Source organism: Streptomyces sp. TRM68416 (assembly GCF_014596915.1).
Lineage (GTDB): Bacteria > Actinomycetota > Actinomycetes > Streptomycetales > Streptomycetaceae > Streptomyces.
This window is the reverse complement of the sequence record NZ_JACVWU010000006.1, coordinates 171,366-193,490: the sequence shown is the minus strand read 5'-3', so window position 1 is coordinate 193,490 and position 22,125 is coordinate 171,366. Positions and strand designations below refer to the sequence as shown.

19 protein-coding genes and 2 pseudogenes are annotated in these 22,125 nt (G+C 73.4%); 9 read left to right on the top strand and 12 right to left on the bottom strand.

Annotated features, from left to right (window positions below; all coding sequences use genetic code 11):
• Window positions 1-52: 52 nt before the first annotated feature.
• Entirely contained in the window at window positions 53-700 is a 648-nt protein-coding gene (locus ICC28_RS12705) for a nucleoside/nucleotide kinase family protein (RefSeq protein ID WP_188288601.1), read from the bottom strand.
• Between the two features lie 76 nt (window positions 701-776).
• On the opposite strand from ICC28_RS12705, the gene ICC28_RS12700 reads away from it, so the two are divergent.
• The 4 genes and pseudogenes from ICC28_RS12700 to prcB all read left to right on the top strand — a co-directional run bounded on the left by ICC28_RS12700 (window position 777) and on the right by prcB (window position 5,205).
• Window positions 777-1,172, top strand: coding sequence for a YybH family protein (locus ICC28_RS12700; protein WP_188288600.1), 396 nt, complete (start codon window positions 777-779; stop codon window positions 1,170-1,172).
• A gap of 170 nt (window positions 1,173-1,342) precedes the next feature.
• Window positions 1,343-2,815, top strand: a pseudogene (locus ICC28_RS12695) (hypothetical protein); the annotation flags it as partial.
• Between the two features lie 509 nt (window positions 2,816-3,324).
• Entirely contained in the window at window positions 3,325-4,272 is a 948-nt protein-coding gene (locus tag ICC28_RS12690) for a lysylphosphatidylglycerol synthase domain-containing protein (RefSeq protein ID WP_188288599.1), read from the top strand.
• Between the two features lie 78 nt (window positions 4,273-4,350).
• Complete coding sequence (gene prcB, locus ICC28_RS12685) at window positions 4,351-5,205, top strand: proteasome subunit beta (RefSeq protein ID WP_188288598.1); 855 nt, start codon at window positions 4,351-4,353, stop codon at window positions 5,203-5,205.
• 15 nt (window positions 5,206-5,220) lie between these two features.
• Here prcB and ICC28_RS12680 read toward each other — a convergent pair whose 3' ends face one another.
• Window positions 5,221-6,183, bottom strand: a complete 963-nt coding sequence (locus tag ICC28_RS12680) for a hypothetical protein (RefSeq protein ID WP_188288597.1) — start codon at window positions 6,181-6,183, stop codon at window positions 5,221-5,223.
• A gap of 11 nt (window positions 6,184-6,194) precedes the next feature.
• Window positions 6,195-7,667, bottom strand: coding sequence for an APC family permease (locus ICC28_RS12675; RefSeq protein ID WP_188288596.1), 1,473 nt, complete (start codon window positions 7,665-7,667; stop codon window positions 6,195-6,197).
• A 277-nt stretch (window positions 7,668-7,944) separates the two neighbouring features.
• Between ICC28_RS12675 and ICC28_RS12670 the strand changes: the two are divergent.
• A pseudogene (locus tag ICC28_RS12670) lies at window positions 7,945-8,191 on the top strand (hypothetical protein); the annotation flags it as partial.
• Window positions 8,192-8,305: 114 nt separating this feature from the next.
• Here ICC28_RS12670 and sthA read toward each other — a convergent pair.
• Entirely contained in the window at window positions 8,306-9,709 is a 1,404-nt protein-coding gene (gene sthA / locus ICC28_RS12665; RefSeq protein WP_188288594.1) for a Si-specific NAD(P)(+) transhydrogenase, read from the bottom strand.
• Window positions 9,710-9,876: 167 nt separating this feature from the next.
• Between sthA and ICC28_RS12660 the strand changes: the two genes are divergently transcribed.
• A complete protein-coding gene (locus ICC28_RS12660) occupies window positions 9,877-11,001 on the top strand; it encodes a sulfite oxidase (RefSeq protein WP_188288593.1) in 1,125 nt (374 codons plus the stop codon).
• A gap of 16 nt (window positions 11,002-11,017) precedes the next feature.
• Here the strand turns inward: ICC28_RS12660 and ICC28_RS12655 are convergent, their stop codons facing one another.
• The 7 genes from ICC28_RS12655 to ICC28_RS12625 all read right to left on the bottom strand — a co-directional run bounded on the left by ICC28_RS12655 (window position 11,018) and on the right by ICC28_RS12625 (window position 16,280).
• Entirely contained in the window at window positions 11,018-11,221 is a 204-nt protein-coding gene (locus ICC28_RS12655; RefSeq protein WP_188288592.1) for a hypothetical protein, read from the bottom strand.
• 351 nt (window positions 11,222-11,572) lie between these two features.
• On the bottom strand, window positions 11,573-12,229 hold the full coding sequence (locus tag ICC28_RS12650; RefSeq protein WP_188288591.1) for a DUF1326 domain-containing protein: 657 nt from the start codon (window positions 12,227-12,229) through the stop codon (window positions 11,573-11,575).
• Between the two features lie 144 nt (window positions 12,230-12,373).
• Window positions 12,374-13,210, bottom strand: coding sequence for a DUF2182 domain-containing protein (locus tag ICC28_RS12645; RefSeq protein ID WP_188288590.1), 837 nt, complete (start codon window positions 13,208-13,210; stop codon window positions 12,374-12,376).
• A gap of 106 nt (window positions 13,211-13,316) precedes the next feature.
• A complete protein-coding gene (locus tag ICC28_RS12640) occupies window positions 13,317-14,045 on the bottom strand; it encodes a DUF1775 domain-containing protein (protein ID WP_188288589.1) in 729 nt (242 codons plus the stop codon).
• 54 nt (window positions 14,046-14,099) lie between these two features.
• Window positions 14,100-14,720, bottom strand: a complete 621-nt coding sequence (locus tag ICC28_RS12635; protein WP_188288588.1) for a hypothetical protein — start codon at window positions 14,718-14,720, stop codon at window positions 14,100-14,102.
• Window positions 14,721-14,808: 88 nt separating this feature from the next.
• Entirely contained in the window at window positions 14,809-15,735 is a 927-nt protein-coding gene (locus ICC28_RS12630; protein ID WP_188288587.1) for a GNAT family N-acetyltransferase, read from the bottom strand.
• A 116-nt stretch (window positions 15,736-15,851) separates the two neighbouring features.
• The gene (locus tag ICC28_RS12625; protein WP_188288586.1) at window positions 15,852-16,280 is read right to left on the bottom strand and encodes an OsmC family protein; all 429 of its coding nucleotides are present in this window, start codon (window positions 16,278-16,280) and stop codon (window positions 15,852-15,854) included.
• Window positions 16,281-16,496: 216 nt separating this feature from the next.
• On the opposite strand from ICC28_RS12625, the gene ICC28_RS12620 reads away from it, so the two are divergent.
• Window positions 16,497-17,396, top strand: a complete 900-nt coding sequence (locus tag ICC28_RS12620; RefSeq protein WP_188288585.1) for a GNAT family N-acetyltransferase — start codon at window positions 16,497-16,499, stop codon at window positions 17,394-17,396.
• Window positions 17,397-17,475: 79 nt separating this feature from the next.
• Here the strand turns inward: ICC28_RS12620 and ICC28_RS12615 are convergent, their stop codons facing one another.
• Complete coding sequence (locus ICC28_RS12615; RefSeq protein WP_188288584.1) at window positions 17,476-18,369, bottom strand: Gfo/Idh/MocA family protein; 894 nt, start codon at window positions 18,367-18,369, stop codon at window positions 17,476-17,478.
• Between the two features lie 446 nt (window positions 18,370-18,815).
• Here ICC28_RS12615 and ICC28_RS12610 point away from each other — a divergent pair, with 446 nt between their 5' ends.
• Both ICC28_RS12610 and ICC28_RS40480 read left to right on the top strand, forming a co-directional pair.
• Window positions 18,816-19,727 (top strand): alpha/beta hydrolase, encoded by a 912-nt coding sequence (locus ICC28_RS12610; RefSeq protein ID WP_223188790.1) that lies wholly within the window; start codon window positions 18,816-18,818, stop codon window positions 19,725-19,727.
• Window positions 19,728-19,889: 162 nt separating this feature from the next.
• On the top strand, window positions 19,890-22,016 hold the full coding sequence (locus tag ICC28_RS40480) for a LuxR C-terminal-related transcriptional regulator (protein WP_411158587.1): 2,127 nt from the start codon (window positions 19,890-19,892) through the stop codon (window positions 22,014-22,016).
• Window positions 22,017-22,125 lie beyond the last annotated feature (109 nt).

Genomic DNA, 22,125 nt, shown 5'->3' with positions numbered 1-22,125 from the left:
CCCGAGCCGCCCCCACCGCCGCCCGTCGGGCGCGCCCCCGTCCCCGGACCGCTCACGCTCCCAGAACCGCCCCCGTCACCACCAGGTCGGCCAGCCCGCGCGTCCCCGCCACCAGTTCCGCGTTGCGCTGGTCCGAGCACAGGACCCAGGCCACCGCCTCCTCGTGGCTCTTGCCGAACCGCTCGTGCCGGGCGACCAGGCGGCGGACGCGTTCGTCCTCGTCGAGCGCGCAGAACCACACCTCGTCCAACTGGGGCCGGACCCTGGCCCACGCGCCCGTGCCCAGCAGCAGGTAGTTGCCCTCCGTCACCACCAGCCGGGCCTGGGGCGGCACCGGGATCGCGCCCGCGACCGGCTGCTCAAGGACCCGTTCGAAGCCGGGCGCGTACACCACCTCGTCGTCCGCCTCCTCGCGCAGGCGGCGCAGCAGTGCCGCGTACCCCGCCGCGTCGAAGGTGTCCGGCGCGCCCTTGCGGCCGCGTCGGCCGAGGCGGTCCAGTTCGGCGTCGGCGAGGTGGAAGCCGTCCATGGGGACGTGCGCGACCCAGGGCGCCCCGGCTCCGTTCAGCTCGCGCACCAGGCGCTCGGCGAGCGTCGTCTTGCCCGCGCCCGGGCTGCCCGCGATCCCGAGGATCGCGCGCCGTCCGTCGCCCTTGAGGGACCGGGCGCGCACCAGAAGGTCGTCGAATGTCTGCGGCACACGGCTGAGTGTGTCACCCGGCCCGTGACGACCTCCGGCAGCGGGGGAGTCGTGAGGGGGAGGAAGGAGGCCCGCCGTGCCCGACGACGAAGCGCTGATCCGCACACTCATCACGAACTGGGCCGCGGCCGTGCACCGGGGCGACCTCGACACGGTGCTCGCCGACCACGCCGAGGACATCGTCATGTTCGACGTGCCGCCGCCCCACAAGGGCATCCGGGGCCTTGCCGCCTACCGGGCGACCTGGCCACCGTTCTTCGCGTGGCAGGCCCAAGGCGCCCGCTTCGACATCGAGTCCCTCGACGTCACCGCGGGCACCGACGTGGCCTACGCACACGCCCTGCTGCGCTGCGGAACGCCGGAGGAACTCGCCGAACACCCCACGCTGCGCCTGCGTCTGACGCTCGGCCTGCGCAAGGAGGCGGGCCGTTGGCTCGTGGCCCACGAGCACCACTCGTTTCCGCATGACTGAATCCCGCCTGTGGCCGCACCCATGAGGCACCTGGCCGAACCCGACGCTGCGCCCCCGCGCAGCCCGAGTTATTTTGTCCCTGTTTTTGCTAATTCCCTGGCGTCGGCCTCCAGCCCGCCAGGCCACGGGGTTCGAGAAGCCCCACGACCGACCAGTACAAGGGGTGGACGATGACCAACGGCACGAACGTCACGCTCGTGGGCAGGCGACGACGCGAAGCGGCGGCCGTGTCCGGCAGGTTCCCGCCGACCCGCGGCACGGCATTGCTCGCCACGGTGGCCGGCGCCTTCACCGCTGCCCAACTCCTGCTCGTGCCCCCGACGATGGGCCTCGGCTGGGACGAGTCCGTCTACGTCAGCCAGGTGAGCGACCAGGCACCGGCCGCGTTCTTCAGCGCCCCCCGCGCGCGGGGCGTCTCCCTGCTCGTGGCGCCGATCGCGTCCTGGTCGACGTCCACCCCACTGCTGCGCGTCTACCTCGCCGTCCTCTCCGGCCTCGTCCTCTACCTCGTGCTGCGCGCCTGGCGGGGCCTGTTCCCACCCCGCGTCCTGGCCGCGGCCGGCGCCCTGTTCGCCTCCCTGTGGATCACCCTCTTCTACGGCCCCCAGGCCATGCCCAACCTCTGGGTCGCCTTCGGCGCCCTCCTCTGCGTCGGCTGCTTCCTGCGCGCCCGTGCCGACCACCTCGACCGACGGGCCCTGTGGGGCGTGGGAATCGGCGCCGCCTCCATGGCCCTGATGCGGCCGACCGACGCGGTCTGGGTGACCCTGCCCCTGCTCGTCGCCGTCGTGGTGCTACGGCAATGGCGTTCCGGCGCCGCCCTGGTGACCGGCCTCGTGGCGGCCGCCACCCCGTGGGTGATCGAGGCGTACATCAGCTACGGCGGCCTGCGCGAGCGGCTGGCGGAGGCCTCCCGCGTCCAGGGTGGCCTCGGCTGGAACATCGCCGTCGACGACCAGATGCGCAGCCTGGGCGGCCGCGCCCTGTGCCGACCCTGCATCGGTTCCCTGCCCGGCCCGGCCGTCACCGCCTGGTGGCTGTTGCTGCCGCTGCTCGCCGCCCTCGGGCTCGCCGTGGCGATCCGCGCCGGACGCACCACCCGCACCCTGATCCCCCTCGCCTGCGCTACCACGGCCGCCGTCCCGTACCTGTTCCTGATCGGATACGCGGCACCGCGCTTCCTGCTGCCCGCCTACGCGCTGTTGGCGATTGCGGTCGCCGACGGACTGCTGCACCTGATCACCGCCCCGAACGGACGCCTGCGCCCGGTGGCCGCGACCCTCGTCGCACTCGGACTCGTCGCCCATCTCGCCGTGCAGTACGTCGTCCTGGACCGTACGGTCGACCGCACCGCCGCCGACCGCCGCGACTGGGCCCGCGCCGCCGACCGGCTGCACGACCTCGGGGTCAGCCCACCCTGCCTGCTCACCGGCCACGAGGCCATCCCCCTCGCCTTCTACGCGGGTTGCTCCTCCGGCGCGACCAGCGGCAACAACGCCAACATGACCGCAGCAGAGATCGTCCGCACCGCACGCCACACCCCGGTCGCCTCCCTCACCCTCCCCGGCGCCCGGCCCCCCTCCTTCGCCCGCGACTGGGAACTCCACCGGTTCGACGACATGGACGTCCGCATCGCCCCTCCCACCCGCGAGCCGAACACTCCGGACGCACGCCGTGCGCCGACCACGGGGGCGGGAGCCGGTCCGGACGCACGCGGTGCGAGCGACTCGGGCCCCGGCGGCACGCCACCCGGCCGCGAGGCGGACGGCTCGGAGGGCGGCAGTGCGCCGCCCGCGCGCGGGGCGGGGGCCTCGGGCGGCGGTGCGTCGCCTGTCCGCGGAGTGGACGCCTCGGACATCGGCATCGCGTCGCCTGCCCGTGGGGTGGGTGGCTCGGGTGTCGGTAGTGCGACGCCTGCCCGTGGGGTGGGCGGCCCGGATGTCGGCATTGCGTCGCCCGGCCGTAAGGCGAGAGGTCCGGGCGTCGGTGACGTGTCGGCCGGCCCCGAGGCTCGCGGCCCGGGCGCCCGCAACGTCTCGTCCGTCCGTGAGGCCCCTGGCAACCCGGAGCTCAACAGTCCGGCGGCCGTGCGGGGGCAGGGCGTGCCGGGCGTCCGTCATGCCCGGTACGCCTGGGAACGTAGCTCCGTGTGATGGCTGGGCCGCTCGTGGCGGCGTCCGCTCGCAGACGGGCGTACTGGCAGACCGCGTTCAGCCTCGCCGTGCTGCTGGCCGCCGTATGGCTGGCGCGACGACACTGGCCGGTGCTGGAGACGGGGGCGCTGCGGCTTGCCGTCGCCGACCAGGGGTGGCTGCTGGTGGCGGGCGCGGCCGCGGTCGGCACGTGGTTGTGCTCGGCGCTCGCCCAGCAGGGCGCGGTGAAGCGGCGGCTGCCCCGGGGGCGGCTGGTGGCCGCGCAGTTCGCCGCCTCCGCTGCCAACCACCTGCTGCCCGCCGGGCTCGGCGCCGGCGCGGTGAACCTGCGCTTCCTCATGCGCTGCGGGCTGCCCGCCACCCGGTCCGCCACCGCGGTCGCGGTCAAGGGCACGGCGGGCGTGGTGGTGCGCGGCGTCCTGATCGCCGTACTCGCCGTCGCCTGCCCGGGTGTCCTGCGCGTCCCGGACTCCGCACCGGGGCTGCCGGTGGCGCTGGTCGCCGCGGTGGTCGTGGCGGGTGTGAGCGCGCTGCTCGCCGGGCCGCTCGGACAGCGGTGCCGCACCGTGCTCGGCACGGCCGTCGCGGACGTCAGGGCCGTGCACGCCAGGCCGCACCGGGCGGCGGCGCTGTGGGGCGGCTCGCTCGCCTTCGCCGTCCTGCACTGCGCGGTGCTGATCGCCGTCACCCAGGCGGTCGCCCTGCCTCTGCCGCCCGCCCGGGTGGCGCTGCTCTACCTCGCCGCGAGCAGCGCGGCCGCCCTGCTGCCCACCCCCGGCGGCCTCGGCTCCCTCGACGCCGCTCTCGTCCTCGCCCTGACCGCGGCCGGTGCGCCGGGCGCCGCGGCGGCCTCCGCCGTCCTCGGCTACCGGTTGTTCACCGTGTGGCTGCCCCTGCTGCCCGGCCTGGTGGTGCTGGGGGTGCTGGTCCGGCGGCGGGCCCTGTGACCCGGGCGGCGTTTTACGGCCGCGTGCTTCAGGTAGGACTCCCGTTGTCGGCCGCAGACGAGGACACGGGGGAACGCGATGACGCACGGCGAGTACGGCGGCGCACTGGGCGAGGAGTTCTTCACACCGGGGTCCTCCTCCTTCACGGAGTTCCTTGCCGTCCACCGCCCCGAACTGCTCAGCACACGCCGCGTGTTACCGGACGGCGTGCGGGCCGCCCCCGACAGCTTCCCGCACGGCACCACCGTGCTCGCCCTCTCCTACCGCGACGGCGTCCTGATCGCCGGGGACCGCAGGGCCACCATGGGCAACCTCATCGCCCAGCGCGACCTGGAGAAGGTGCACCCCGCGGACGACCACACCGCGGTCGCCTTCGCCGGCACGGTCGGCCTCGCCCTCGACATGGTCAAGCTCTACCAGGTCGAACTGACCCACTTCGAGAAGATCGAGGGCACGCCGATGACCCTCAACGCCAAGGCGCGCCGCCTGGCCGGCATGATCCGCGAGAACCTCGGCCAGGCCATGCAGGGCCTCGCCGTCGTCCCCCTCCTCACCGGTTACGACCCGACGGCCCCCGCGGGCGCCCGCGGCCGTATCTTCAGCTTCGACATCGCCGGCGGCCTCTACGAGAAGCAGCACTTCCACGCCGAGGGCTCCGGATCCCCCTACGCCCGGGGCGCGTTGAAGAAGCTCTTCCACCCGGACATGTCCCGCCGCGAGGCCGCCCTCGCCGCACTCCACGCCCTGTACGACGCGGCCGACGACGACTCCGCCACGGGCGGCCCCGACATCAACCGCCGGATCTTCCCCATCGTCTCGGTCATCACCGAGGAGGGCTTCGAGCGGCTGCCCGAGACGGAGACGGAAGGCCTGGCCCGGGAGATGGTGGAACAGCGCAGCACCCGCCCGGACGGCCCGACCGCCACACCGTGACCCGAGGGGGCGCCGTCAAGGTCGCACCCTCAACTCCTCGTGCCACTTGACCAGTTGCTTCTCCGGATCCCCGGTGTATGACCACGGCGTGCGTGTCGCCCGCCGGCCCGTCATCCGCAGCAGCGCCGCCGCGATGTCCGTGGCGCCGGCCAGGCAGGCCGCGTGGGCGAGGCAGTGGACGTCGCGGAGTTCGCCGGGGGCGACGGTGCCCTGCGCGCGGCCCATGATCCACCGCTGCCAGGTCCGCCGTACGTCACTCACCGCGTCGTCGTTGTCCCAGTGCCGGCCGAGGCCGCCCATGGCGTACGTCCGCCCGTGTGCCGCGTCCAGGGCGTAGCGGAACTCCTCGACGCGGGCGTACTGCACGAGCACCGGCAGCGGGCAGCCCAGGGGTGCCACGCCGGCGGCGTCCCGGGCGAAGTCGTACATCAGACCGTGGGTGCCGTGCCAGCGGGCCGAGTAGTAGTGCAGCACCTGCAGATGGCCCTCCACGCTGTAGGGGTCGCGCCGGTGCAACTCGTCCCACCAGCGAGCCAGTTCCGGCCGACGCACCCCGGACGGATACAGCCGGGCCACGGAGATCAGCGAGATCCACGGCGTCGGATCGTCCACGTACGCCTCGGCGGCCGTCAGACAGGCCAGTACCGCCGTGTCGATCCGGCCGCGTTCGATCGGCACGCCCCGGCCCGCGGAGATGGCCAGGTTGAACGCCCGCGCCGTCTCCGTCGCCGCCCGCAGGACCAGCGCGTCCGCGCTGTGCGGCTCGGCCGCCAGCCACGACTCCACGGTCGAACTGCTCGCACAGGCCTGGGCGAGCAGCCGCACGCGATGGCCGCGGGCGAGCCAGTCGGGGCCGGTGACCCGCAGCAGGTCGCGCAGCCCCTGCCAGCGCCCGATGACGATGTCCTGGCGGGCGGAGGTGAGGAGAGCGTCCCCGCAGTCGGGGTCGAAGTCGGGTGTGAAGCGGTCTCGCGCCATCGGGGGCTCCCTCAGAAGTCGGTGGGGAGACCCTCGTGGACCCGGGCCTGGCGGGCGGCGCGGCCATGCGGGACGTAGTCCGTCTCGACCGTACGCGTGGCATCCAGCTTCGCGGGCCGGTAGTAGTCGCTGCCCTGCCGCCAGTACCAGACCATCGGGACCAGCCCGGCGGCGAGCCCGCCGATGCCGATGGCGATCGCGGCGGGGCTCAGCGAACCCAGCGACTCCACGAAGACCCAGAACATGAACAGGGCGCCGCACAGCGGCCACAGCCCGCCGAGGAAGAAGTGGGCGGCGGACTTCAGCAGCAGCTTGCGATAGGCGACCACCACGGCCAGGCCCGTCAGACCGTAGTAGACGGCGATCTGCAGACCGATCGCGGAGATCGCGTCGGAGAGGATGTCGCCCACGCTGCCCAGCGCGCCCGAGGCGACGAACATCGTCAGCGCCACCACACCCACCACCGCCACGGCCACCCACGGCGTGTTCCAGGTGCGGTGCACGCGGCCCAGCGCGGACGGCATCGTACGGTCGCGGCCCATGGCGAACAGTGAGCGGGTGACCTGGATGAGCGTTGTCTCCAGGGTCGCGATGGTGGACAGCATCACCGCCACGATCAGCAGTCGGCCGCCCCAGCCCGGCCAGATCTCCTCGCCTAGGGCGGCCAGCACATTGGCCCCGCCGGCCTGGAGCCGGTCCGCGGACAGCACGACGTTCACCGCGATGGTGAACACCTCGAACAGCAGGAAGACGACCCCGAGCCCGATCAGACCCGCAAGTCCCGTCGTACGGCGGCTGTTACGGGTCTCCTCGCTGAGGTTGCAGCTCACGTCCCAGCCCCAGAAGTAGAACGCGGCGATCAGCGCGCCCGAGGCGAAGCCCGACACACCGTCGAACTGGCCGAAGCCGAACCAGGACCAGTCGAAGGCGCGGGCGTTGTCCGCGTGGAAGACCGCGAGCACCGCGAAGAGCGCGAGGACGGCGAGTTCGGTGCCGGTCATGACGAGCTGCGCGCGGACCGTGAGCCGGGCCCCGCCCAGCACCACCCCGAGCATCAGGACGAACCAGGCCGCGCCCACCAGCGTGGACAGGGCGGTGTTCTCGGCGAGTTGCTCGTCGAACAGCGCCAGCGTCATCGCCCCGGCGGGCAGCGAGCCGGCCACCATGAAGATGGTGGCCGACACGATCAGGGCCCAGCCGCTGAGAAATCCCAGAAACGGGTGGAGAGTTCGGCCCACCCAGGAGTAACTGGCCCCCGCGTTCACGTCGATGCGGCTCAGGTAACTGAACGCCAGCGCGATGCCGAGCATCGGTATCAGGCAGTACAGCAGCGCCGCCGGTCCGGCCGTACCCACCGCGCCGACCAGCACCGCCGTGGTCGCGGCGATCGAGTACGCCGGCGCGCTGCCCGCGACCGCCGTGACCACCGTGTCGAACGTCCCGAGGGCGCCTGCCTGGAGACCTCGGGGCCTGCTGTTGCTCATGCCTGCGCTGCTTTCCGTCGTGCACGCCGTCAGGACGCGGACAGACCTGGCGGCGTCGTGGAGTGGGGGGTGGCACCGCCTCTGACGCGAGAGGGGTGGCCTCGGGGCAGGGGCGGCGAAAGGCAGGGAGCGACGGATACCGCACCGCAGAGTCGGCAGTCGGTCACACCGTGTGTGCGAGTGATGATAGCCCCACGCATTGATCCTTCAAGTCGGGTGGTGGGGTTGGCGGCGGTGGATCGGGAAACGCGGTGGGGGACCGGGAAAGGAGACAGACATGGGCACGGACCCCAGCAGCCCCGAGCCGATGGCCGACGACGTGTACCAGCCCACCGGCGACAACGAGGAGCAGGAGGACGCGGCTCCCCTCGACCCCCAGAACACCGTCGGCGGGCGGACCTACGACGACACCCTCGACGCGGGCTACTCACCCCCGGAGAAGCCCCTCGGCGTCACCAAGCACGGCACCACCGCCGCCGAACAGCACGAGGGCGAACCCCTCGACGAACGCCTCGCCCAGGAGACCTCCGAGAGCGAGGCCGCCGTGGACGAGGAGACCGAGGGCGCGGAGGAGGCGGCGGTGCACGTGACCGAACCACCCGCGGGGGAAGCCCCGTAGGGGCGCCGGTTCAGTCCCCTCAGTCCCCGATGCGGTCCACCTGCCGGAGACGGTTCGTCGCGTCGAGGGCGGCGACCTTGTAGGACTCGGCCAGCGTCGGGTAGTTGAAGACCGCGTCGACCAGATAGTCGACCGTGCCCCCGCACCCCATGACGGCCTGCCCGATGTGAATGAGCTCGGTCGCCCCGCTGCCGAAGCAGTGCACGCCCAGCAGCGTGCGGTCCTCGGGGGAGACCAGCAGCTTCAGCATGCCGTGCGAGTCACCGATGATCTGCCCGCGGGCCAGCTCCCGGTAGCGGGATATCCCGACCTCGAACGGCACCGACGCATCGGTGAGCTGGTCCTCGGTACGCCCGACGAAGCTGATCTCGGGGATGGTGTAGATGCCGATGGGCTGGAGCCGGTGCATCCGGCCGACGGGCTCCCCGAAGGCGTGGTACGCGGCCGTGCGGCCCTGCTCCATCGAGGTGGCGGCCAGCGCCGGGAAGCCGATGACATCGCCGACCGCGTAGATGTGCGGCACCTCGGTGCGGTAGTGCTCGTCGACCGAGATCCGGCCCCGCGGGTCCGCGGACAGCCCGGCCTTGTCGAGGTCGAGGCCGTCGGTGAGGCCCTGCCGGCCCGCCGAGTACATCACCGCGTCGGCGGGGATCTTCTTGCCGCTCTCCAGGACGGTGAGCGTCCCCCGGGGATGCCGCTCCACCGCGGCGACCGTCTCCCCGAAACGGAACGTCACCGCGAGGTCCCGCAGGTGGTACTTGAGCGACTCCACGACCTCGACGTCACACATGTCGAGCATCCCGGCACGCTTCTCCACCACGGTGATCCTGCTGCCGAGCGCCGCGAACATGGAGGCGTACTCCATCCCGATCACGCCGGCGCCCACGATGACCATGGAGCGCGGTACCTGCTCCAGCGCGAGGACGTTGTCCGAATCCATGATCGTGCGGCCGTCGAACTCGACGGTGGCGGGCCGGGCGGGCCGGGTGCCGGTGGCGATCACGATGTGCTCGGCGCTGAGCAGCCGCTCATGGCCGGTGACCTCCTGGAGGGCCACGGTGTGCTCGTCCACGAACCGGCCCGTGCCGGAGTACAGCGCGACATGGTTGCGGGCCAGCTGGCTGCGGATGACGTCCACCTCGCGCCCCACCACGTGCTGGGTGCGCGATATCAGGTCGGAGACGGTGATGTCCTCCTTGAGGCGGTAACTCTGGCCGTACAGATCGCGCTGGGTGAGACCGGTGAGGTACAGCACCGCCTCGCGCAGTGTCTTGGAAGGGATGGTGCCGGTGTGGATGGAGACCCCGCCGACCATGTCGGGGCGGTCGACGACGGCCACCCGGCGGCCCAGCTTGGCCGCGGCGATGGCGGCCTTCTGGCCGCCCGGACCGGATCCGAGGACGAGCATGTCGAAGTCGGGCACCCGCGCAAGTCTGGCAGCCGGAAGACCGCTTCCGGAAGAGCGGGCCGGAAACCGATGATCCCTGACCGGTTATGAACGCCCGCTCCGAGTGCGGAAGTTGAGCGTCCGCCTCCGCTGTCCGGCGTCTGCGCAGGACGCAGCCGCTGCCTGAGCGCGACAATCCAGGTATGGGTTCTCACCTCGGTGACGCGAGCGCCCCCGCCCGGCTGGCCGCCCCCGACGAGGCGATCGGCCGGGACGAACTGGCGCTCTCCACCAGAAACCACGGCCTGCCGCTCGAAGCCCTGCGCTACGACCTCACCCCGCCGGGCCTGCACTACGTCCTGACGCACTACGACATCCCCCACGTCCCCGACGACACCCCCTGGCACGTCACCCTCGACGGCCGCGTCCACCGCCCGCTCCACCTCGACCTCGCCGACCTGCGGGCGTACCCCCAGGTCACCACGCGGGTCACGCTGGAGTGCGCGGGCAACGGCCGGGCCCTGCTCACCCCCCGCCCGGTCAGCCAGCCCTGGCTCGTCGAGGCCGTCGGCACCGCCGAGTGGACCGGCGTACCGCTGCGACTGCTGCTCGCCGAGGCCGGCGTCCGGGCCGACGCCGTCGAGGTCGTCTTCACCGGCGCCGACCACGGCGTGGAACGCGGCGTGGAACAGGACTACCGGCGTTCCCTGCCCCTGGACGTCGCCACGGGCACGGACCCCGAGATCCTGGTCGCGCACACCATGAACGGCGCCCCGCTGCCCCCGCAGCACGGCCACCCCCTGCGCCTGGTCGTCCCCGGCTGGTACGGCATGGCCCACGTGAAATGGCTGCGGGAGATCAGGGTCGTGGACGAGCCGTTCACGGGCTTCCAGCAGACCGTGGCCTACCGGCTCCGGCAGGAGCCCGACGACGAGGGGGAGCCGGTCACCCGGATCGCCCCGCGCGCCCTGCTGGTGCCACCCGGCTTTCCGGACTTCATGTCCCGCACCCGCGTCGTCCCGGCCGGCCCCGTCTCGCTGGAGGGCCGCGCGTGGTCCGGGCGGGCCCCGGTGGCCCGGACCGAGGTCAGCACGGACGGCGGCCGCAGTTGGCGGCAGGCCGAGCTGGAGCCCGAGCACGGGCACCGGTGGGCGTGGCGCCGCTGGCGTCTGCAGTGGACCGCGACGCCGGGCGAACACGTCCTGAGCGCACGTGCCACCGACACCGAGGGCCACACCCAGCCGCTGGAACAGCCGTGGAACCGCGGCGGCTTCGCCAACAACCTGGTCCAGCGGGTCCGGGTCGTGTGCCCGGACCCGCCCGGATGAGGGGTTGCCCGGCCGCTCAGGGGAGCAGCTTGTCGAGGGCCGCCGGACCCTCCGCCTCCAGCTTGCGCCTGGCCCATTCGAGATTGCGCGGGGTGATGTCCTTGCCCGAGGCAAGGACCACGTCCTCCGGCGACACTTCGGTGCCGGTGCGGGTGTGGAGCAGGTCGTCCGGGGTCGCGCGGTCCTCGGACGGCCCGGACGCGGGCTGTGACGTCGGCATGATCTCTGCTCCTCGGGTCCGGATCGCTTCTTCGGCCCCGGTGAAGTCATCGGGTCCCCTATCACCATTCATCGCGACAGCGCGATCTGCATCCCGAGAGCCCTGCCGGCGGACGGGCAGAGGGGCACTGGCCCGGACGATCGGCTCTGGTCCGGGCTCTGAGCGGGCCTGGTGCATTCGACTGCGGTGCGGCAGCGCCCCATAGGGCGCGGGGCTGTGTCGATATGCGGCTCCGCCGCGATGGGGGTCCCCCCCCCCCCCCGCGCGAGCGAAGCCGAGCGTGGGGGAGCGACCAGCCACAACGAGTCCGCAGCCAAACGACGGCACATCACGGCACTCCCCGCGGAGCGCCTAGTCCGGGCCGCTCCAGTCGAACGGGAAGTGCTTGCTCGACTTGCCCGAACGGTCCCAGGAGAAGCCGAACGCGTCCGCACGGTCGACGGTGGCCCGGCCCCAGGTGGCGACCTGCCCCGGCCCGACCTCGGAGCCCGGGGCGTTGAGGACCTGCACGCGCGCGCCGTCCGGCGTCGTCGGCCCGGTGAGTGCCTCGGCGCTCGCCGTGACACGGCCCGGGATCTCGGCCCGCCACGTGGCGAGATCCTCGTCGATCTCCACATGGATGGGGGCGACGTCCATGCCGCGCATCTCGGGGTGGAACATCTCCCCGAACTCCGCCGGCCATCCGCCCGCCTCACCGCCGAAGACGGCCCCGAGCGCGGCCCGCTGCCGGTCGTCGGCGCGTTCGTCGAGGAAGACCGCCGCATAGGGGTCGGTGTGCGTGCCCTCCCAGGGGCTGCCCGTGAAGGAGCCGAGCATCAGGACGTTCAGGCCGTCGAGCCGTACGTCACCGAAGTTGCCTTCCCGGATGTGCCAGACCAGCACGCCCTCGCAGTCGCCGTAGGTCGGGGGCTGTGCGAACGTGCACGGGCAGGGGATGGCGCACTTGCATACATCGAACCAGTCGCCGGCCAGGTGCCAGCGCGTACCGGTGGTGGCCTGTTCTGTCATCTCGCTTCCCTCCAGCCGAGCCCCGGGGAGCTCACTCGGAGTGCGAGACCGCGTGTTCCGACCCCCTTCCGGGATCGGAAGGCGGCCTCCCTTCCAGCTTGCACCCGCCGTCCCCGGCGGGGAACCCGGCGGGCGCACCAGGAATCACATGCCGCCCATCGACGGCATCGAGCCCCGCAGCCCCGGCAGCAGCCAGTCCTGGAACGGTGCGAGCAGGGCCAGTACGAGGAAGACGACGCCCACGACCCTGGTGAGCAGCGGCCCCCGGGACCACAGCTTCTCCAGGAAGATCACCAAGGCCAGCGCGGCCATCGCCGCCACGTTCATCACGCCGAGCGGAACGAGGACGACCATCAGCCCGGCGCAGCAGCCCACGCAGTAGACGCCGTGGTGGAGGCCCACCCGCAGATCGCGGGCCGGGCGCCGGTAGCCGGCGTAGCGCACCAGATGGCTCAGCGGGTCGCGGCAGTGCCGCAGGCAGACGTGCTTGAGGGGACCGAGCTGGTACAGGCCCGCGAGCAGGAAGGCCACCGAGCCGATCCAGCGTCCGGCGGTGGGACGGTCCTCCACCAGGTTGCCGCTGACGGCCAGAGCCGCGTAGGCGAGCAGCCCGAAGGCCGTCCACACCAGTAGATATCCGCCCATGAACTGAACGGTGCGGCCGGTCCGTGCCCAGCCCGAGGACTGCCGGCCGATGCCCCGCACCCAGGTGAGGGCCACCGGCGCCATGGACGGCAGCATCATGGCCGCCATCATCGTCACCCACAGCACCAGGAACAGGGGCAGCGCCATCCCCATGGTGCCGGGCTCGACCCCCATGTCCCGGGCCTGACCGATCGTCAGCGCCCAGGCGGGCACCGTGATCAGGACGACGACGCTCCAGGCGGCCGCGAGATCCCGCGCGGGCAGCAGCGCCCCGCCGGCTCCGGTCGGGGCGGACGACCGGGCGGTCACGAAGGCGGAATCTCGGCTGCGACGCATGTGCGTGCTCTCCTGCTCCTGCCCTTCCAGCACAGCACACGTCATCCCGCCACGCGACCCGGCCCGAGCATCCCCACTGCCGCTCCGCACGGGGCGTCGGCGACCGCTACTGCCCGGCGCCGGACCGGCGGCGTACGAGGAGGACCGCGGCGCCCGCCACGAGCAGGGCGGCGACGCCGATGGCGGTCCACGCTCCGGCCGACAGACCGCCGTCGTCGTCCTTCTCCTCCGCCCGGGCCGCCGGAGAGGACGAGGGCGTCTCCTGCGCGGGAGCGGAGGAAGCGGGAGGGGCGGTGGGTGACGGACTCACCGGCTGGGCGTCCGGCGCGGCGGCCTTCAGGCCGAGGACCGGGGCCTCGTTGCCGTGGCCGTGACCGTGGCCGTCGCCCGAGCCGCCCAGCTCGATCCAGCGGTCGATCCGGCCGTCGCTGTAGCTCTGCAGCGTCTTGAACGCCAGCTCCTTAGTGTCGGGCAGCTGCCTCACGACGACCGAGTACTCGACGTCCTCACCGGCCTTCAGGGCCGGGCCCCCGACGGTGTAGCCGTCACCGCCGGCCGTGAACGTCCAGCCCTCGGGACCCTCGCCGTAGACGACGTCGGCGGGGGCGATGCCCTCGGGCAGCACCACGCGCAGCCGGGTGATCCCGGCCGTGGCGGATTCCGACTCGGCGGCGAAGGTGAGCGTGACGTTCTCCGCCAGGGCTCGGGCGTTGTCGGCCTCGACCTCCACATGAGCGGCGGCCGGCCCGGCCGCGAGCAGTACGGCGGTGGCGGCCGCGACGGTCAGCAGGGGCAGGCGCCGGACGGTGCCGCGCTTCTTCGGGGCAGCGAACATGGGTGTCTCCAGGCGTGGGGGAACGCGGGACGACCGGACAGGCGTCCCGAAAGGTCAGAGGGCGGGAGCGGTACCGGAGCGCGGCGGCCCCCTGCGGACCACTACGTCCGTGAGCACCGACCCCTTCAGACGCGGACGCCCCGGCCAGGCCCGGACGAACGCCGGCACGGCCGGTACGGCCGCACGCCCGCCGAGCAGCGTCCCGACCACGGACGTACGGGCGCGGGCCGCGTCGACCGCGGCCGTCGGTCCCCGGGCCGGCGACCAGCACACCGCGTCCGCCCCGTGCAGCAGCAGGGCGACCACGACCGCCGAGGCCGCGTGCACGGCGGTCATCGCCGACGAGTCGTACCAGGCGGCCTGCGCGCCCGGGCCGTGGTGGGCGTGGGCGGGCGACGACGGGTGCGCGTGCGCCGTCGAGAGCCACAGGTGCAGTGCCGCCTGTCCCGCACCGCACGCCGCCACCACGGCGGCGCGCGACCGCGGGCGCCGTGCCCCGGCCAGCCCCACGGCGAAGAGCACGGCGGCAGCGGCCGCGCCCTGCCGCCAGGGCGGCGGCCCTTCGGCGACGAGACGGTGAGCGCACACCCCGAGCACCGTGCCGACGAGCGCGAACACGGCCGCCCGGAACGCGGGCAGCGGCGCGCGGGGCGTCGTCGGACGGGGCTCGGTCATGGCCCGACCATCATGGGCCATGACCGTGCACGGGCGGGTCGGATCCACGACGCGGCTGCCGCAGCACCTTCGTGACGCGCCGTCACCGTCAGCGCAGCACCGTCTCCCAGGTGTCCACGGCGTAGTGGACCGTCATTCCGTGGCGGGCGTACAGACCCGGCGCCCCCGTGGTGTTGCCGGTGTCCACCCCGAGGCCGACGGTGTCCCGTCCACGGGCGGCGAACTCGGCGAACGCGTGCCGCAGCAGCAGGCCGCCGAGACCCCGCGCGCGGGCTTCGGACAGCACGCCGACGCTGCGGATCCACCCCATGGCCTCGCGGTCGTTGCGGGCCATCAGGAAGCCGACGTCCCCGAGTTCCTCCGTGCTCGCGAGCCACACCAGCGACCAGTCGAGCGCCTCGGCGTCGATGTCGTGCAGCCACTGCTCGTAGGCGCGCGGCTGGAAGTCGAAGTGCCGGGCGAAAGTCTCCTGGTAGAGAGCGTGCACGCGCAGCCGGTCCGGCTCCGTGGCACACGATCGCAGGCGGACCCCGGCCGGCGGCTGCGGCGGCCGGTCCCGGGCGGCGTCCACCGGACGGTGCAGGACGTGGTAGCGCCGTACGGCCGACCAGCCCCGCGCGCGGATCAGCGCCGTGTCGAGCGTGGGCCCGGTGTTGAGGTGCAGATGGACCACGGCCCGCTCGGCGCCGTTCTCGCGGGCCTTGGCCAGCGCCCTGGACTCCATCGCCGTGAGCACGTGCTGCCCGGCCTCCTGGTGGCCGGGCAGCACGTAGTGGTCGACGTCGATGCGCTCGCCGCCCGACTCGTCCCACAGCAGGCCGTACGCCACCAGCCGGTCCCCGTCGAAGGCCAGCCAGGAGTCCCGCTCCAGGTCCGCCTCGGGATGCTTCAGATCGGCTTCGACGGTGTGCAGATCGGTCTCGGGGCGGCCGATCTCGATGAGGTCGACCTCGTTGAGCAACTCGGTGATGGCGGGCGCGTCCGCGAGGCCGGCCGGGCGAAGGACGTAGGACATGCGGCCAGGGTCCGGGGACAGGGACCGCGATCGCAACGGGATTTCGGCGCGCGGCGGTCGAGCTGATCCTCGGCGGTGTCGGTGTCGGTGTCGGTGTCGGTGTGGGTGGCGGGTGCTCAGGAGCCCTCGACCGTGACCGTGACCGGCGTGCCGGCCTCGATCGTGCGGCTGACCGTGCAGAGCCGGTCGTGCGAGGTCTTCACCGCCCGGGGCAGGATCGCACGGGCACGGTCCCCGCCCTCGCCTTCCGGGAACGCCACGGAGAAGGTGACCCGCAGATTGGTCATACGGTTGCCGCTCTCGTCGTCGACCTTGTCGCCGGTCACCGTGACGGTGAACCGGCCCGGCTCGGCATGCCGGCTGGTGGCGACATCGACGTCGGCCGCGGTGCACCCCCCGATCGCGGCGAGCAACAGCTCGACCGGGGTGAACTCGGTGCCGCCGCTGGTGCCGAAGTCGAGGGTGCCGCCGCGGGCGTTGACCGCGGTGAAGCGGCCGGTCTCGGTCCGCTCGACGGTGACGGAGCGCAGGGTGGTGTCGGTCATGGCGCCGAGACTAGTGCCGCGCCGCCGCCTCCCCCGGGAAATACGTGGACGCCACCGCGCAAGATCGCATACGGTGTGACCGTCACGCCGCGACGCAACGGAAGGAGGCGAGTGCCATGCAGTTCACCTTGTCCCGCGCTCCCTTCACCGCTGTCCCGGCGTGCTTCGTGTGATCCGACCGGGAGCGCTCTCGCAGTATTCATCCCGGAGGAATCCGTGACCGATCTGGTCATTCGTACGCTCGACAAGAGCGACGCCCACCTGTTCGACGCCATGCCCGACCCGCTCGGCGCCCGCGAAGGACACCGCAGGACCGTTCACCGCCCCGACTGGAAGCGCGTGGCCCTGCGCGACGGCGAGGTCGTCGCGCGCGGCGCCTGGTGGGGCGGTCCCGACGACACCGAACCCGTCAACATCAACTGGTTCGACGTGGCCGAAGGTGAGGAGGAGGCGGGGGCCGAACTCCTGCGCTCCGCCCCGTGGCAGGTCGAACTGGAGATCAACATCCCCGGCGGAGGCCGCGAGGAGGCCACCGTGCGGGTCGCCGCGGAGACCCGCTTCGCGGCCGCCCGGGCCGCCGGCTACGAACTCCTCGTCGAGCGCTACCTGTACCGGTGGACCCCGTCCCGCGGGCTCCCCGAACGACCCGGACGGCTCGTCTTCCACGCCGAGCCCGATGACGCCGTCTTCTTCGACGCGCTGCGCCGCATCCACTCCGCCACCCTCGACGCCCACGCGCTCAGGGCCATCGAGGAAGGCGGACTCGACCGGGCCGCCCAGGAGGAGCTCGACTTCTTCCACTGGTGCCCCTCGCCCCGCGAGTGGTGGCAGGTCGCGCGCACCCCGGACGGCGAACCGGTCGGCATCCACATCCCGGCCCACAACCCGTCGGGCCCCACCATCGGCTTCATCGGCGTCCAGCCCGAACAGCGCGGCCACGGCTACGCCTACGACCTCCTCGCGGAGTGCACGCACTTCCTGGCCGAACATGGCGCCGAGACCATCACCGGCGCGACCGACCACGGCAACTTCCCGATGGCCGCGAACTTCGCCAAGGCAGGCTTCCCCATCGTCAGCGAACGCATCAATTTCCACGTCCCCGGCGTGAACCAGTAGGCCGTCGCCGACCGCGCACGCCGGACGGCCCCTTCCGTCCGGCGTGGGAGGGCCATGCGGAGAGGGCCGGGTGCGTGTATCAGGGCGCCGGCGGCCCGCCGCCCAACAGCGCCTCCGCCGCCGCGAGGATCTCCGTGACGCGGAGGCCGAAGGGCGCGTCGCACGGGTGGGGGGTGCCCGTGCGGGCGGCGGTCAGCAGGGCGTCGGCCGCGCGGATCAGGGCGGGCACGGCGCCCTGTGAGCTGGTCGGCAGGAGCGTCACGCCTGCCTCGCCGCGCAGTTCGACGGCGGCACCGGCCGCGGCGGGCGGCGCCGTGAGGCTGAGGGTGAGGGTGCTCGTCGCGCCGCCGGCGTGGTCGAGGACCAGCACGACGGTGTCGCCGGGGCCGGGGGCGGCCGCCGTCACCCGGCGGACGTCGCCGAGGACCGGAAGGAGGACGGACAGGGCGTGCGGACCCACGTCCCACAGGGCGCCCTTCTCCCGGCGCCAGGGCGAGTCGGCGAACGGGCTGTCGGTCCGGAAGACGGCTCCCAGCCACTGCGCCTGTGCGGTGAACCAGCCCTGCGCGGCCGACTGCGCGGCGATCCACGCCTCCGTCTCCGGCTGGAAGCGGGTGGTGAAGAAGACGACCGAGGCGACCTGGGCCTCCTCGGCCGCCTCGACCACGGCCCGCGCCTCGTCGACCGTCGGCGCCAGCGGCTTGTCCAGCAGCAGATGACATCCCGCCCGCGCGGCCCGTACCGCGAGCCCGGCCTGGACGTCCGGCGGCAGCGCCACGGCGACCGCGTCCACGTCGGCGAGCAGCGCGTCGACATCGTCGTAGGCGCGGGTGCCGTGATGCTCCGCCAGTTCCTTCGCGGCGTCCGGGCGACGGCCCCACACGCCGACGAAGTCCAGTGCCTCGTGCCGGCTCAGGGCCGGGGCATGGGCGAGTTGCGCCCAGGGGCCGGTGCCGAGCAGTCCGATGCGCATGCTGTCGCCTCTCCACGCTGCCGTAACCCGATGGCGACCGGCCCCGATCGGCCCGTCGTGGAGGAGCGTTTCACACAGGGCGGGGGGAGGGGCAGGCCAGGGGTGCCCACGGATGCCGACGGCGCGTCGCACACGCGGAGGCCCCCGTCCGGTGTCCCGGGGCCCCGGACCGGCGTGGTCACTCCGGTGCCGGGACGTTCGCGCGCAGCAGCGCGGCTTTCCTGTGTCGCGCACGGGAGACCGGGCCCGTCCCTGTCGGTCGCCCACCCCGGACCGGGCGTCGAACGTCTGTCGGGGCGTCGTACAAGGCCGGTGATTCTGCCGGTCCCGGGCGGCGGGGCGGACGCCCACAGTGGCACGGCACCACTCCCCACGGCGGTGCCCGGGCCCGCGGTCAGCGGGAGGTTCCGGGCCGCCCGCCACGACAGAGAGGACGACTCGTCGTGCTGCACCACCCCCACAAGCGCGCCGGCTCCACCCGGCGCAGGACCGGCCGCCTCGCCGGTGCCGCGGCGGCGCTCGCCGCGGTCATCGGACTCGGCACCCTCGCCGGCCCCGGCGCCCACGCCGCCGACAACCCCTACGAGCGCGGTCCCGCGCCCACCACGGCCAGCATCGAGGCGCTGCGCGGACCGTACGCCGTCTCGCAGACGTCCGTCTCCTCGCTCGCCGTCACCGGCTTCGGCGGGGGCACCATCTACTACCCGACCAGTACCAGCGACGGCACCTTCGGGGCCGTGGCCATCTCACCCGGATACACCGCCTACGAGTCCTCGATCGCCTGGCTGGGCCCGCGCCTGGCCTCCCAGGGCTTCGTGGTGTTCACCATCGACACCAACACCACGCTCGACCAGCCCGACTCGCGGGGCGGCCAGCTCCTGGCCGCGCTCGACTATCTGACCCAGCGCAGTTCGGTGCGCGGCCGGGTCGACAGCAGCCGGCTCGGTGTCATGGGCCACTCCATGGGCGGCGGCGGCAGCCTTGAGGCCGCCAAGTCGCGTCCCTCGCTCCAGGCGGCGATCCCGCTCACCCCGTGGAACCTCGACAAGACCTGGCCGGAACTGCGCACACCCACGATGATCATCGGGGCCGACGGCGACACCATCGCCCCGGTCTCCAGCCACTCCGAGCCGTTCTACACGAGCCTGCCGTCCACCCTGGACCGGGCCTATCTGGAGCTGAACGGGGCCACCCACTTCGCCCCGAACACGTCCAACACGACGATCGCGAAGTACAGCGTTTCCTGGCTCAAGCGGTTCATCGACAACGACACCCGCTACGAGCAGTTCCTGTGTCCGCTGCCCCGGCCGAGCCTGACCATCGAGGAGTACCGGGGCAACTGCCCGCACACCTCCTGACGTTGTGCCCCCGCACGGCCGCCGCCCGGAAACTCTGGGCGGCGGCACAGTCCGTGTCCCACCCGCCCCGCGCGGAACCGCAGGTGGCAGGCCCGATCGGGGTCCATGACGGTCCGGGTGACCGACTTCCGCCCGGATTTACGCGCGAGTAACCTCCCGGGAATGATCGGAGACAGGAGCGTGCCGACGGCTCCGCCCGTCCGGAGCCGGGGCGCGGCCGGGCGTACTGCGGTGGACCGCGGTCGGGCGGAACTGGCCCGGGGCAGGGCCGAGTTGGCGGACGGCCCCGTCGACGACGCCCGGGAGACACTGCTACTGGCCGCCTCCCTGCTGGGCACGGACGCACCCCAGGAGGCCGAGGCCGCCCGCCTCGCCGCGGCCGACGCGGCCTGGGCCGCGGGCGATCTCACGGCGTGCCTGAAGACACTGAGCGAGGACACGAACGCACCGCCCGTCACACGGCCCGGAATCAGTCCACCCGCCCCCGAGCCGCTTGCCCCACACGGAGCCCGCACGACGGACGGCCACGTAAGAGAAGCCCTGCCGCAACGCCCGCCCGGTGCCGAGCAGGGCACTGCCGAGGTGCCGGGGCATCTGGCTCAACGGCCGTCCGGCGCCCTGGAGGGAATCCCCGAGGTGCCGGGGTCCTTGGCCCAGTGCCTGCCCGGTGCCCTGGAGGGAACTCCCGAGGTGCCGGGGTCCTTGGCCCAGTGCCTGCCCGGTGCCCTGGAGGGAACTCCCGAGGTGCCGGGGTCCTTGGCCCAGTGCCCGCCCGGCGCCCTGGAGGGAATCCCCGAGGTGCCGGGGTCCTTGGCCCAGTGCCCGCCCGGCGCCCTGGAGGGAATCCCCGAGGTGCCGGGGTCCTTGGCCCAGTGCCTGCCCGGTGCCCTGGAGGGAACTCCCGAGGTGCCGGGGTCCTTGGCCCAGTGCCCGCCCGGCGCCCCGCAGGGAACCCCCGAGGCGCCGGGGCCCCTGGCCCGACGCCCGCCCGGCACCGCCCAAGGCACGCCCGTGGCGCCGGAGGCCATGCCTCGACGCCCGTCCGGGCCCCCTCGGAACACGCCCGCAGTGGTCGGCGGTGCGGTCACGGCCGACTACCGTCTCGGCATGCGGGCCCTGCTGGAGCGGCGGCTCGATGACGCGGTACCGCTGCTGCGCACGGTGGTGGAGCGGGCGCAGGCCGACGGGCGGCCCGAGCACCTGTTGCGGTCGGCGGCCGCGGCTCTGCTGCTCGGGGACGTCGTCGTGGCCCGCCGGGCCGGTGCCCGCGCGCTCGCCGCGGCCCGCAACCGGGACTCCGCCGCGCTGGAGTCACGCGCTCTGGAGTACCTCGCCTACGCCGAACTGCGCGCCGGACGGCACGCGCAGGCGCGCACCCACGCCGAGGACGGTGTACGGGCCGCGCGCCGGGCCGGCCGGCGCAACACGGCCGCCCACCACCAGGCAATGCTGGCCCTCGCCGCCTCCGTCGTGGGCGAGACGGCCGCCGTGGCGGAGCACGCGGCCGCGGCGCTGGCGACGGCACGCCGCCACGGCCTCGCCCAGGCGGCGACGCTGGCGCAATGGGCGGTGGCCCGGGCCGACCTGGGCTGCGGCCGCCCGCTCGACGCCGCCGACCGGCTCGGCCCCCTGGTGCTGCCCGGACCCCGGCGCGGTCACTTCGCGGTGTGGATGCTCGCCGTGCCCTGCTTCGTAGAGGCCGCCGTGCTCGCCGGGCGGCCCGACGAGGCGCGGGCGGTGGTCGACGACTTCGCCCTGTGGGCGGCCTTCGGCGCCGATCCGCACGCCCCCGCCCAACTCGCCCGCTGCCACGCCCTGCTCGCCCCCGCGGACCGCGCCGACCACGTCGACGGTCTGTACGCGCATGCCCTGGCCCTGCACGGCGAGCCGGGCGGCGACTTCGAACGCGCCCGCACGGAACTGCTCCACGGCAAGTGGCTGCGCCGCAGGCGTCGGCTGCGCGAGGCGCGCGACCGGCTCGGCTCCGCCCTGATGGCCTTCGAACGGTGCGGCGCCCAGGTCTGGGCCGACCAGACGCGCGGCGAACTGCGGGCAGGCGGAGTCGCCGCGCGCGAGGACGCGCACACGGCCGGCGGACTCGCCCGGCTGACCCCGCAGCAACTGCGGATCGCCCGGTACGTCGCCGAGGGCGCCACCAACCGGGAGGTGGCCCTGCGCCTCGCCGTCAGCACCCGCACGGTCGACTACCACCTGCGCAACGTCTTCGCCGTGCTCGGCGTGCGGTCCCGGATCGAGCTGGCCCGCATGGTCGACCAGGAGGGCGGGTGACGGCCGAGGTGCGCATTTGTGGGGACCGGGAGGAAAAAGAGCGGTGCACAACCCTAGGGACCGACCGGACGGTATGCCATCCTTCGGGGCAGGACGAGTCGGGCGGCCG

Excerpts from the sequence above, each read along its gene's own strand:
- ICC28_RS12645 (WP_188288590.1), bottom strand. The coding sequence starts at position 13,210 with ATGCGTCGCAGCCGAGATTCCGCCTTCGTGACCGCCCGGTCGTCCGCC.
- prcB (WP_188288598.1), top strand. The coding sequence starts at position 4,351 with ATGACGCACGGCGAGTACGGCGGCGCACTGGGCGAGGAGTTCTTCACA.
- ICC28_RS40480 (WP_411158587.1), top strand. The coding sequence starts at position 19,890 with ATGATCGGAGACAGGAGCGTGCCGACGGCTCCGCCCGTCCGGAGCCGG.
- ICC28_RS12630 (WP_188288587.1), bottom strand. The coding sequence starts at position 15,735 with ATGTCCTACGTCCTTCGCCCGGCCGGCCTCGCGGACGCGCCCGCCATC.
- ICC28_RS12615 (WP_188288584.1), bottom strand. The coding sequence starts at position 18,369 with ATGCGCATCGGACTGCTCGGCACCGGCCCCTGGGCGCAACTCGCCCAT.
- ICC28_RS12680 (WP_188288597.1), bottom strand. The coding sequence starts at position 6,183 with ATGGCGCGAGACCGCTTCACACCCGACTTCGACCCCGACTGCGGGGAC.
- ICC28_RS12635 (WP_188288588.1), bottom strand. The coding sequence starts at position 14,720 with ATGACCGAGCCCCGTCCGACGACGCCCCGCGCGCCGCTGCCCGCGTTC.
- ICC28_RS12640 (WP_188288589.1), bottom strand. The coding sequence starts at position 14,045 with ATGTTCGCTGCCCCGAAGAAGCGCGGCACCGTCCGGCGCCTGCCCCTG.
- ICC28_RS12690 (WP_188288599.1), top strand. The coding sequence starts at position 3,325 with ATGGCTGGGCCGCTCGTGGCGGCGTCCGCTCGCAGACGGGCGTACTGG.
- ICC28_RS12675 (WP_188288596.1), bottom strand. The coding sequence starts at position 7,667 with ATGAGCAACAGCAGGCCCCGAGGTCTCCAGGCAGGCGCCCTCGGGACG.
- ICC28_RS12625 (WP_188288586.1), bottom strand. The coding sequence starts at position 16,280 with ATGACCGACACCACCCTGCGCTCCGTCACCGTCGAGCGGACCGAGACC.
- ICC28_RS12655 (WP_188288592.1), bottom strand. The coding sequence starts at position 11,221 with ATGCCGACGTCACAGCCCGCGTCCGGGCCGTCCGAGGACCGCGCGACC.
- ICC28_RS12650 (WP_188288591.1), bottom strand. The coding sequence starts at position 12,229 with ATGACAGAACAGGCCACCACCGGTACGCGCTGGCACCTGGCCGGCGAC.
- ICC28_RS12660 (WP_188288593.1), top strand. The coding sequence starts at position 9,877 with ATGGGTTCTCACCTCGGTGACGCGAGCGCCCCCGCCCGGCTGGCCGCC.